9 protein-coding genes are annotated in these 10,819 nt (G+C 75.9%); all 9 read left to right on the forward strand.

Features of this window, described 5'->3' with window-relative positions:
- Positions 1–199 precede the first annotated feature (199 nt).
- The 9 genes from F0L17_RS06320 to F0L17_RS06360 all read left to right on the forward strand — a co-directional run bounded on the left by F0L17_RS06320 (position 200) and on the right by F0L17_RS06360 (position 10,788).
- A complete protein-coding gene (locus F0L17_RS06320; RefSeq protein WP_155070290.1) occupies positions 200–667 on the forward strand; it encodes an SRPBCC family protein in 468 nt (155 codons plus the stop codon).
- Positions 664–1,137 carry a hypothetical protein gene (locus F0L17_RS06325; RefSeq protein ID WP_155070291.1) on the forward strand — a complete coding sequence of 158 codons (474 nt, stop codon included), beginning with the start codon at positions 664–666 and terminating at the stop codon, positions 1,135–1,137. The genes F0L17_RS06320 and F0L17_RS06325 overlap by 4 nt, the downstream gene beginning before the upstream one ends.
- A 52-nt stretch (positions 1,138–1,189) precedes the next feature.
- Positions 1,190–2,833, forward strand: coding sequence for a phytoene desaturase family protein (locus F0L17_RS06330; protein ID WP_155070292.1), 1,644 nt, complete (start codon positions 1,190–1,192; stop codon positions 2,831–2,833).
- Between the two features lie 175 nt (positions 2,834–3,008).
- A complete protein-coding gene (locus tag F0L17_RS06335; protein ID WP_155070293.1) occupies positions 3,009–4,160 on the forward strand; it encodes an alkaline phosphatase PhoX in 1,152 nt (383 codons plus the stop codon).
- Positions 4,161–4,323: 163 nt separating this feature from the next.
- Entirely contained in the window at positions 4,324–5,424 is a 1,101-nt protein-coding gene (locus F0L17_RS06340; protein ID WP_155070294.1) for a phosphatidylinositol-specific phospholipase C domain-containing protein, read from the forward strand.
- Positions 5,425–5,741: 317 nt separating this feature from the next.
- On the forward strand, positions 5,742–5,894 hold the full coding sequence (locus F0L17_RS27420; RefSeq protein WP_155070295.1) for a hypothetical protein: 153 nt from the start codon (positions 5,742–5,744) through the stop codon (positions 5,892–5,894).
- Positions 5,891–9,055 (forward strand): alpha-N-acetylglucosaminidase, encoded by a 3,165-nt coding sequence (locus tag F0L17_RS06350; protein ID WP_338017976.1) that lies wholly within the window; start codon positions 5,891–5,893, stop codon positions 9,053–9,055. The genes F0L17_RS27420 and F0L17_RS06350 overlap by 4 nt, the downstream gene beginning before the upstream one ends.
- Positions 9,056–9,136: 81 nt before the next feature.
- Positions 9,137–9,916, forward strand: coding sequence for a TetR/AcrR family transcriptional regulator (locus tag F0L17_RS06355; protein WP_155070296.1), 780 nt, complete (start codon positions 9,137–9,139; stop codon positions 9,914–9,916).
- Positions 9,917–9,960: 44 nt separating this feature from the next.
- Entirely contained in the window at positions 9,961–10,788 is an 828-nt protein-coding gene (locus F0L17_RS06360; protein WP_155070297.1) for a DUF4253 domain-containing protein, read from the forward strand.
- Positions 10,789–10,819 lie beyond the last annotated feature (31 nt).

Consider the following 10,819-nt stretch of genomic DNA (forward strand, 5'->3'; position numbering starts at 1 on the left):
CTCGGGTACGGCTCCCGGCGGGCCGGGCACGCCGCGGGGTGGTCCCACCACCATGCCCGAGGCCCCCCGGCCGGCGCGGACCGGGTCCCGGCCGCGGTGGCGCCGGCCGCCGCGGCCGGCGCCGTGGGGGACTCGCCCGTAAGGGGGTCGGGGGCTCCCCGGGTGCGGTGCATCGGGGAAAAGCGGGTACCCGGCCCGCATGGCAGTGCGACACGTGTGGGTGAACAGGAAGCCCGACCAGGTGTGGAACGTCCTCGGCGACGCGGAGCAGTACCAGAGGTGGGTCGTCGGAACCCGCGAGACCCACACCGCCGAAGGGCAGTGGCCGGACGTCGACACCAAGCTGACCTACGCGATCGGCATGGGGCCGCTGAACATGCACGGCCACACCATCGTCCGCGTCTGCGAACCGCCCGAGCGGTTGGAGCTGGAGGCCTCGGCGGGGAGACTGGGCACCGCGCGCATCGCCATCCGGGTGCGTCCCTGGGGCGAGGGCTCGCTGGTCACCATGGACGAGCACCCCCTGCGCGGCGCCGTCGCCCAGTTGCACACCGCTCCCGTGGACGTGCTGCTGCAACTGCGGCACCGGCTGATGCTGGCCCGGCTCAGGGACGTGGTGGAGGCCGGTCGCTCGGAGGCCGACCGGGAGGCGGGGAAGCACGTATGACGACCGGACACACCCCGAGCCGCGACGGCGACGGCCCCGACCGGGCCCACCGCCGTCCCCCCGGCCTGGACGACGCCACCGTCGAGGCCGTCGGCAAGGTCTCCGAGGCGCTGGAGGCGACCGAGCGGGCCCGCGGCCACCTCTACTCCTTCCACCAGATGACCGGCCGGGCCGACCTGTTGCTGGGCGAGGCCGTGGAGATGCTCCGCGGCGCCGGGCACGAGGCGGAGGCCCGCCTGTTGGAGGTCGAGATCCTGGGCCGCAACGTCATCCCCGGCCACTGGACGTTCCAGATCGTCGAGGGCTACGACGACCACTACTACAAGCCGTTCGTCGCGGCCGAGGAGCGGGTGCGCGACCTGGTCGGCGGACTGCGGCACCTGTACGAGGCGGAGATGAAGGAGGCCCGGCGCACCCACGGCCACTCCGCCCACACCGCCCGGCCCGACACCACTCCGCCCGGAGCCTGACCCCTCCTCCCCGCCCACCGATCCGCCCTCTCCCGAGGAGGCTCGCCCGCCCATGACCGACGCGCCCGACGCCATCGTGGTGGGGGCCGGCCCCAACGGGCTGGTCGCCGCGAACATCCTGGCCGACGCGGGCCTGCGGGTGGTGGTCCTGGAGGCCCAGCCCGAGCCGGGCGGCGCCGTCCGCAGCGACCGCGACGTCCATCCCGACTACGTCAGCGACCTGTTCAGTTCCTTCTATCCGCTGGCCGCCGCCTCCCCCACCATCGGCGCCCTGGAGTTGGAGCGCTGGGGGCTGGAGTGGAGCCACGCCCCCTCCGTCCTCGCCCACCCGCTGCCCGACGGCCGCTGCGCCGTCCTCCACCGCGACCGGGAGGACACCGCCCGCGTCCTGGACTCCTTCTCCCCCGGCGACGGGGAGGCGTACCTGCGGCTGGCCGGGCTGTGGGACAGGCTGGGCCCCGATCTGATCGGCGCCGCCCTGACCCCCTTCCCTCCCGTGCGCCCCGCCCTCTCCCTGGCCGCCCGGCTGCGGGCGGCCGGCGGTCTGCGGCTGCTGCGGACGCTGCTGCTGCCGGTGCGGCGGCTGGGCGAGGAGGAGTTCGGCGGCCAGGGCGGCCCGCTGCTGCTGGCCGGGTGCGCCCTGCACACCGACCTCTTCCCCGAGTCCACCGCCAGTGCGGTCTACGGGTGGCTGCTGGCGATGCTGGGTCAGGAGGTCGGCTGGCCGGTGCCCACCGGCGGTGCCGGTTCCCTCACCGCCGCCCTGGTGCGCCGCCTGGAGTCGCTGGGCGGGACGGTCCGCTGCGGCGCGCGGGTGACGGAGGTGGTGGTCCGGGGCGGCCGCGCCCTCGGTGTGGTCACCGAGGGCGGCGACGCCGTGCGGGCCCGTCGCGCCGTCCTGGCGGACGTGCCCGCCCCGGTGCTGTACGGCGGGCTGGTCGGCTGGGAGCACCTCCCGGCCCGGCTGCGGGACGACATCCGCCGCTTCCAGTGGGACACCTCCACGGTCAAGGTGGACTGGGCGTTGTCCGGGCCCATCCCCTGGAGTGCGCCCGAGGCCGCCGGCGCGGGCACCGTCCACCTGGCCGACGACATGGACCACCTCACCCGCCACAGCGCCCAGTTGGCCTCCGGGCTGGTGCCCGACCGGCCCTTCTGCCTGCTGGGGCAGATGACCACCGCCGATCCCTCCCGCTCCCCCGCCGGCACCGAGTCGGCCTGGGCCTACACCCACGTGCCGCAGCGCGTGCGCGGGGACGCGGGCGACGGGAGCGTCACCGGCGGGTGGGGGCCGGGCGAGCGGGAGGCGATGGCCGACCGGGTGGAGGAGGAGGTCGAGCGCCGCGCGCCGGGTTTCCGCGCGCTGATCCGAAAGCGCCGCGTCCTGGCACCGGTCGACCTCCAGGCGCGTGACGAGAACCTGGTCGGCGGCGCGATCAACGGTGGTACGGCGGCCGTCCACCAGCAGCTCTTCTTCCGTCCGGTCCCCGGGACCGGACGCGCCGCCACTCCCGTCCGCGGCCTCTACCTCGCCTCGTCCTCCGCCCATCCCGGCGGTGGCGTCCACGGCGCCTGCGGTGCCAACGCGGCCCGCGCGGCCCTGGCCGCCGACCGTCCCGTCGCCCGCTACCTGTTGGGGCCGGCCCAGTCGGCGCTCCAGCGCGCGGCGATGCGGACCGGGGGCCGCCCGAGGTGACCCGCGCTCCGGCGCGGTGCCGACCCGCGCCGGTGCCCTGCCACCGCGGTCCGTGTCCGTGGGTGGTGCTCCGGTGGGCGGCCGTTCACCGGTTCTTCTCCCCCGCTCCCCTTCAACGGTCGCCCGGGACGCGCAATGGTGACGTGTACACGTCCTTCACGACCTGGGAGACCGCATGGAGCGACGTACCTTCCTGAGATCCGCCTCCGTCGGCGCGGGCGCCGTCGCCCTCTCCGGCACGCTGTGGCAGGGAGCCGCCGGCGCGGCGGGGACGACCGTGGCCGCGACCGTAACGGGCCCGTACGGACCGCTGCGGGCGCCGGACGCCAACGGAGTGGCGCTGCCGGAGGGGTTCCGCAGCCGGGTCGTGGCCCGGTCCAGCCTGCCGGTGGGCGACATCCGGTGGCACCCGGCGCCCGACGGGGGCGCCTGCTACCCGGACGGCGACGGCTGGATCTACGTCTCCAACTCCGAGGTGCCCCTGGTGGGCGGCGCCTCGGCGATCCGCTTCCGCGCCGACGGCTCGATCGACCGGGCGTACCGCGTCCTGGAGGGCACCAACCTCAACTGCGCGGGCGGGGCGACGCCGTGGCGGACCTGGCTGTCGTGCGAGGAGATCTTCCGGGGCCGGGTCTTCGAGACCGACCCGTACGGGCGGCGCGAGGCGGTCGCCCACCACGCGATGGGCCGTTTCAAGCACGAGGCCGCCGCCTGTGATCCGGACCGACGCGTGGTCTACCTGACGGAGGACGAGTCGGACGGCTGCTTCTACCGCTACACGCCCGAGGTGTGGGGCGACCTCTCGGACGGCCGCCTGGAGGTGCTGTGCGAGTCGGCGGGCGGCGGCGTGGAGTGGCGCGAGGTCCCGGACCCGACGCCGTCGGTGTTCGGGCGGCAGACGCGTCACCAGGTGGGCGCGGCCCGCCACTTCGACGGCGGCGAGGGCTGTCACTACGCGGACGGGACCTGCTGGTTCACCACCAAGGGCGACAACCGGGTCTGGGCGTACGACGCCGAGCGGGGCGAGCTGTCCGTGGCCTACGACGCGGACTCGCCGCTGGACGGGGTGGACAACATCACCGGCACCTCCGCCGGCGACCTGTACGTGGCGGAGGACGGCGGCAACATGGAGATCAACGTGATCACGCCCGACGGCGTGGTGGCCCCGGTGATCCGGCTGGACGGACACGACGACTCGGAGATCACCGGCCCGGCGTTCTCCCCGGACGGCTCCCGGCTGTACTTCTCCTCCCAGCGCGGCACCCTGGGCGACCCGGCGGGCCTGGGCGGGGTGACGTTCGAGGTGTCGGGACCCTTCCGGCGCTGACGCGCGCGCCATTCGCCCCCGGTGTCCGGCCGGCCGGACACCGGGGGCGTCCCCCGTCGGCCGCCGGCCGTTTCCCCTCCCGTCATGCGCGCGCCCTCCCTCCCGACGGTCGACTTCCCTACCGTGAAGGGGTTTTGACTCCCTCTACGACAAGGGGACACGGATGGGACGGCAGGCTGGGAACGGGTGGCGGCGGGACCGGCGGGGTCCGGGCGACCGACGGACGAGACGTCGATCGGCGGCGGCCGCGGTGGCGGCGGGGGCCCTGGGGGCGGTGCTGGTGGCGGCGCCGGGCGCGGGAGCGGCGGATCCGGGGAGCCTGCCGTACTCGGGCGCCACCTCCGTCGGGGTGCACAACGCCTACGAGAAGAACCGGTACACCTACTTCGCCGACGCCCTGGACTCCGGCGCCTCGCTGCTGGAGCTGGACGTGTGGACCAACTTCTCCGGTCGCGGCTGGCGGGTGGCGCACAACAACCCGCTGGGCAACGACAACAACTGCGAGAACGCCTCCTCCGCCGCCGAGCTGCGCTCCAAGCCCCGCAACCAGAGCCTGGCCGGGTGCCTGGCCGACCTGCGGGCCTGGCACGACGCCAACCCCGGGCACCGGCCGATCCTGCTCAAGATCGAGATGAAGGACGGGTTCGCCGCCAACCTGGGGCGCGGCCCGGCGCAGTTCGACGCGCTGGTCGCGGGGACGCTCGGCGACGCGCTGTACCGGCCCGGCGAGTTGGCCGCCGGCCACGCCACGCTGGACGAGGCGGTGCGGGCGAGGGGCTGGCCGAGCCGGGACGAGCTGGCCGGCAGGTTCCTGGTCCACCTCATCCCCGGCACCGTCGAGGAGTCCAACCCCTTCGACTCGCTGTGGACGGACCGCGAGTACGCCGGCCACCTGCGCGACCTGGCCGCCGGCGGGAACCTCTCCCGGGCCGTCGCCTTCCCCGCCGTGCACCGGGCCGAGGCCGGGGACCCGCGCGCGACCCGCTACTCCGACCCCTCGATCCGGCCCTGGTTCGTGGTGTTCGACGGGGACGCCTCGGCGTACGTGACCGGCGGCATCGACACCACCTGGTACGCGGAGCGGAACTACCTGCTGGTGATGACCGACGCCCACGCCGTGGCACCCGCCATCAGCGCCACCCGTCCCACCGAGGGCGAGGCGCTCGACCGAGTGGCGCGGCTGGCGGCCGAACGGGCGAGCTTCGTCACCTCCGACTGGACCGCGTTGCCGTCGGTGCTGACGACCGTACTGCCGCGCGGTTGAGGGCGGTCGGCGGCCGTGTCGGGTGAGCGCCGGGCCCGCCGGGCTCACCCGACCGGACGGTCCGGGGGTGCCCGCCGTGCGTGTTGCCCCGACCGAAGTCCCGTTTCCGCACCGCGACGGCCTGGTACGGCTGCTTCGAGCGTACGCCTTCGAGCCCGCCCCGTCGTCCGCCGACGGCGGGGCGCGGTGCGCCCCCACGGCCCGCCGCGGACGGCACGGCCGGGGCCCGCGGGCGATCCGGCAACCGGTGACGCGGCGTGGGAGGGACCGTCCGACGGCCCGCCCGGCGCCGCGCGAGAGGGAGGGAGAGGGAACTGATGGTTCAGGGCCGGTCGAACGCGGTCGCCACGCGACCGAGGAGCACCGAACGGGCGGTCGTCCGGCACACCGCCACCGCCACCGCCGCCGCCTCCGACAGGGGCGGCCACCGGGTGCCGGCCGTCCGGGGCGTCCGGGGAGCACAGCGGTGAGCGGGCTGCCGGGCCCGGGTGGGCCGGGGGGCTCGGGGGTCGGGGACCGGGGCCCGTCCAGGCGGCTGGTGCTGGGCGCGGGGACGGTGGTGGCGGGGTTGGCCGCGGCGGTCGGTCCGGGACTGTCGGGGGCCGGCGGTGGCGCGACGGCGGCGCCCCGGCCCTTCGCCACCGGCCCGGCCGCGGCGGCGCTGAACCGGTTGCTGCCGGACCACGCCGGACAGTTCCGACTGGTGCCGCTCGCGGTGCGCGACGGCGTGGAGCGCTTCTCGGTCTCGGGGACGGCGGGGCGGATCGAGGTGGCCGGGACGAGTCCGGCGGTGCTGCTCACCGGAGTCCACTGGTACCTGAAGGAGGTCTGCTCCGCGCACGTCTCCTGGGCGGGGAGCAACCTGGCGCTGCCCGCGACGCTGCCCGCGCCCGCGCGCCCCCTGGAGCGCTCCACCACCCTGTCCAACCGGTTCGCCCTCAACGACACCAACGACGGCTACACCAACCCGTACGCCGACTGGGCGTACTGGGAGCGCCTGATCGACGTCCTCGCCCTGAACGGCTGCAACCAGGTCCTGGTCATCGCCGGGCAGGAGGCCGTCCTCCACCGGATGCTGACGGACTTCGGCTACTCGGACGCCGAGGCGCGTCGTTGGCTGCCCGCGCCCTCCCACCAGCCGTGGTGGCACCTGCAGAACCTCAGCGGCTACGGCGGCCCGCCCAGCCGGGAGCTGATCGAGGCGCGGGTGGAGCTGGGCCGCCGCATCACCGACCGGCTGCGGGAGCTGGGCATGAGCCCGGTGCTGCCCGGCTACTACGGTTCGGTGCCGCGCGACTTCGCCTCGCGCGTCCCCGGCGCCCGCACCGTCCCCCAGGGCACCTGGCACGGGTTCGAACGGCCCGACTGGCTGGACCCGCGCACCGACGTCTTCGCCGAGGCGGCCGCCTCCTTCTACCGGCACCAGGGGGAGCTGTTCGGCCCGGCGTCGCACGTCAAGATGGACCTGCTGCACGAGGGCGGGAGAGCGGGCGACGTGCCGGTGGCGGACGCGGCGCGGGGTGTGGAGGCCGCCCTGCGGCGGGCCCTTCCGGAGGCGGTGTGGGTGATCCTGGGCTGGCAGGACAACCCGCGGCGCGAGCTGGTGAACGCCGTGGACAAGCGGCGCATGCTCATCGTCGACGGGATCTCCGAGCGCGTCGAGACCGTCTTCGACCGCGAGGCGGACTGGAACGGCACCCCCTACTGCTTCGGCGCGATCCCCAACTTCGGCGGGCGCACCCTGCTGGGCGCCAAGACCCAGGTGTGGAACGAGCGCTTCCACGCCTGGCGCGACAAGCCGGGCAGCGCCCTGGTGGGGACGGCGTACCTGCCGGAGGCGGCCGACCGCGACCCGGCCGCGTTCGACTTCTTCTCCGAGCTGGCCTGGCGCGAGGAGCCGGTGGACCTGCCGGCCTGGTTCGAGCGGTACGCGACGTACCGCTACGGCGGCCCGGACACCGGGGCGCGCAACGCCTGGCGAGCGCTGCACGACACCGCCTACCGGCACCGGGCCCACCTGTACGGCTTCGCCCACGACAGCCTCTTCGCCGCCCGTCCCGACCTGGCCGCCACCCGGGCCGGGCAGTACGGCCCCACCGAGCCGGTCTACGATCCCGCGCGTTTCGACGCGGCGCTGGAGGGGCTGCTGGCGGTGGAGGCGCCTCGGCGCGGGAGCGACGCCTACCGTCACGACCTGGTGGACGTCGCCCGGCAGGCACTGGCCAACCGCAGCCGGCTGCTGCTGCCGCAGTTGCGGGCCGCCTACGGCAGCGGCGACCTGGCCGGGTTCCGCGAGTTGTCGGCGCTGTGGCTGCGGCTGATGACGCTCGCCGACGAACTGGCCGGCACCCACCGGCTGTTCCTGCTGGGCCCGTGGACGGCGGCGGCCCGCCGCGCGGGCGCCTCGCCGGAGGAGGCGGCGGAGCTGGAGCGCACCGCCCGGGCGCTGCTGACGGTGTGGGACGGGCGGGCCACTTCCGACGCGGGGAAGCTGCACGACTACGCCAACCGCGACTGGCACGGGCTGATCGGCGACTTCCACCTGCCGCGCTGGCGGAGGTGGTTGGACGAGCTGGACGCCGCCCTGGCCTCGGGCGGAACGCCCGACCCGGTGGACTGGTACGCGGTGGAGGAGCCGTGGACGCGGGAGCGGAAGGAGTACCCGCTGCGGCCGGTGGGCGACCCGTACGCCACCGCCGCCCGGGTCCGCGACCTGCTGGCCCGCGCGCCCTACCAGGGGCGGCTGGAGACGGAGACGGAGCCGGTCTCCCTGGTGCCGGGCGGCCGCGGGACGCTGACCGCGACCTTCGCCAACACCAACGGGCTGCGGGCGGCCGGGCCGGTGGAACTGTCCCTGACCGCCCCGCCCGGCGCGCGGGCCGAGCCGCAGGGCCCCACCGCCGTCGATCGCGTCCCGCCCGGCGGTCGGACCCGGGTGCGCTGGCGCCTGACCGCGCCGGGCGGGGCCCTGACGGATCCGCTGCGGGAACTGCCGTACTCGGTCGAGGCGACGTACGGGGTCGAGGGCGGTCGGCGGGTGCGCACGCGGTCGGACGGTTCGCTGTTCCTGGCCGGGCCGCTGGGGCCGGGGGTGCGCACGGTCTCCACCAACGGCGCGGTGTTCGGGCGGCTGGGCGAGCGGTACGCCGTCCACGGCGGGGGCGCGGACCTGTGGAAGGGCACCGCCGAGTTCGGCGCCCTGTACCGGCCGGGCGGGCTCGGGGAGCGGGGCACGGTCACCGTGACCGTCACCGCGCAGGACGGGACCGGTCCATGGGCGCGGGCCGGGATCTTCGTCCGCGACGACCTGTCCCGGGCGGACTCCCCCGGTTTCCTCAACCTGTCGGTGACCCCGGCCAACGGCGTGGTGCTGTCGTACGACTCCGACGGCGACGGCGCGTTGGACTCCTACCGCCGGATCACCGGGGTGCGGGCCCCGGTGCTGCTGCGGCTGCGGCGCGCGGGCGCCGACCACACCGGCGAGCTGTCCGTCGACGGCGGCGCGTCCTGGCGGACGGTGGCGACGGTGCGGGTGCCGGGCACGGCCGGGCGGCAGGACGTCGGCCTGGGCATGACGGCGGCCGGCGCGACGAGCGGCACGGTGGAGTTCTCCGGGTGGCGGGTGGGCTGACCCGCCGCCCGGCCCCCTCGCCCGGCCTCCCGCCGTCCGGCGCGGGACCCCGCGCCGGACGGCCCTCGCTAGGGTGTTCCCATGACCACCGGGGTACGCCGCAGGATGGGTGTCGAGGAACGTCGACAGCAACTCATCGACGTCGCGCTGGCGTTATTCAGCGACCGTCCTCCCGAGGACGTCTCGATCGACGACATAGCCACCGCGGCCGGAATCTCGCGGCCGCTGGTCTACCACTACTTCCCGGGCAAGTACAGCCTGTACGAGGCGGCCGTGCGGAAGGCCGCGGACGAGCTGTCGGCCCGTTTCGTCGTCCCGCCCGAGGGTCCCTTCAGCAGCCGGCTGCTGAAGGTGATGGGTCGCTACTTCGACTTCGTCGAGGAGCACGCCTCCGGTTTCTCGGCCCTGTTGCGCGGCGGTTCGCAGCGCGGCCGGGCCGTCGTCGAGGAGGTGCGGCGGGCGGCGTACGGCCGGCTCCTGACGCATCTGGGGGCGACCTCTCCGGGACCGCGTCTGGCCCTGGTCGTCCGCTCCTGGATCGGTGTCGCCGAGACGACGGCGCTGGCCTGGCTGGCGGACCGCTCGGTGCCGCGCCGGGAGCTGGAACTGCGGCTCGTCCAGGAACTGTTGGCGCTGGCGGCGGTGTCGGCCGCCTACGACGAGGAGACCGCCCGGGTGTTGGGGCGCGTCCTCGCCCTGGAGCCCTCGGACGGGCCGTTCGGGGAGCTGGTGCGGCGGCTGCCGGCCCTGGTGCCCGACGGCTCGGACGGTACCGGCGGCGGCCGGTTCCCCGGCGACGCGTCCGGCGGTGACGGCGCGCCCGGTGGTCACGGTCCCACCGGGCCGGCGGCACTGTCGTAGCCGGCCGGTACCGTCGACGCGTGGCCTGTGACACGCGAAGCCGAATGCCGGATCTGCGCTCGCTCGTGGCCTCGGCGGATCTGCCGCCGGGCACGCTGATCGACCGAACGGTGCTGGGCCGGGTCGCCGAGCCGCTGCTGTGGCGCGCGGACGGGCCCGCCGAGCCGGCGGGCTGGGAGCGGCTGCCGGCCGGGCCGCCCGGCACCGGGCCGCACCCCGTGCTGCTGGGCCGGGACTCCCGCGGCGTCGCCGTGGAGGACGACCTGCTCCCCGGTGGGGCGGACGGGCGCGGCCGCGGCCGCGGGGACGGTTCCGCGGCCGGCGGCGGGGCACCGGACGCGTTCGCCGTGCTGGCCGCCCGGTGGTCACAGCAGGCCGCGCGGGAGCCGGACGGCGGTGCCGTGCTGCGCCCGTACGGCCGGCGGTGGCCCGGCCCCGCCCGCCCCGCCGGCCGGTCCGCGGCGGAGCCCCGCCGCCCCGACGCGGTGGCGGTCTCGGTGGCCCGGTCCCTGCTGACGCGCGGCCTCCTGCGGGAGCCGCGACTCGCCCTGGTCCCGGTGCGGCACAGCTCCGGGATACCGGCGGCGATCGGCTGGACGGGCGCCCTGGCGCACGAGGCGGACACCGCGCCCCACCACACCGTGCTGCGCTCCTGGGAGGAGCGGTTCGGGACGCGGGTGGTGGCGCTGGAGCCGGACGCGCTGCACCTGTCGGTGCCGTCGCCGCCGCGCGACGTGGAGGAGGCGCTGCCGCAGGCCGCCGAGCACTACGCCTTCTGCCCCTCCGTGGTGCGGCAGGGCGCGGGGACGCTGGCGCGTTACGCGGAGAAGTGGCTGGTGGGGCGGGACCTGTGGTCGTTCTGGTGGGACTGAGCCGGAGACGGGGAGGGGCACGGCCGCCGGA

This window comes from Streptomyces taklimakanensis, assembly GCF_009709575.1.
GTDB lineage: Bacteria > Actinomycetota > Actinomycetes > Streptomycetales > Streptomycetaceae > Streptomyces > Streptomyces taklimakanensis.

Coding starts and splice junctions, on each gene's coding strand:
- F0L17_RS06320 (WP_155070290.1), top strand. CDS start 200: ATGGCAGTGCGACACGTGTGGGTGAACAGGAAGCCCGACCAGGTGTGG.
- F0L17_RS06325 (WP_155070291.1), top strand. CDS start 664: ATGACGACCGGACACACCCCGAGCCGCGACGGCGACGGCCCCGACCGG.
- F0L17_RS06330 (WP_155070292.1), top strand. CDS start 1,190: ATGACCGACGCGCCCGACGCCATCGTGGTGGGGGCCGGCCCCAACGGG.
- F0L17_RS06335 (WP_155070293.1), top strand. CDS start 3,009: ATGGAGCGACGTACCTTCCTGAGATCCGCCTCCGTCGGCGCGGGCGCC.
- F0L17_RS06340 (WP_155070294.1), top strand. CDS start 4,324: ATGGGACGGCAGGCTGGGAACGGGTGGCGGCGGGACCGGCGGGGTCCG.
- F0L17_RS27420 (WP_155070295.1), top strand. CDS start 5,742: ATGGTTCAGGGCCGGTCGAACGCGGTCGCCACGCGACCGAGGAGCACC.
- F0L17_RS06355 (WP_155070296.1), top strand. CDS start 9,137: ATGACCACCGGGGTACGCCGCAGGATGGGTGTCGAGGAACGTCGACAG.
- F0L17_RS06360 (WP_155070297.1), top strand. CDS start 9,961: ATGCCGGATCTGCGCTCGCTCGTGGCCTCGGCGGATCTGCCGCCGGGC.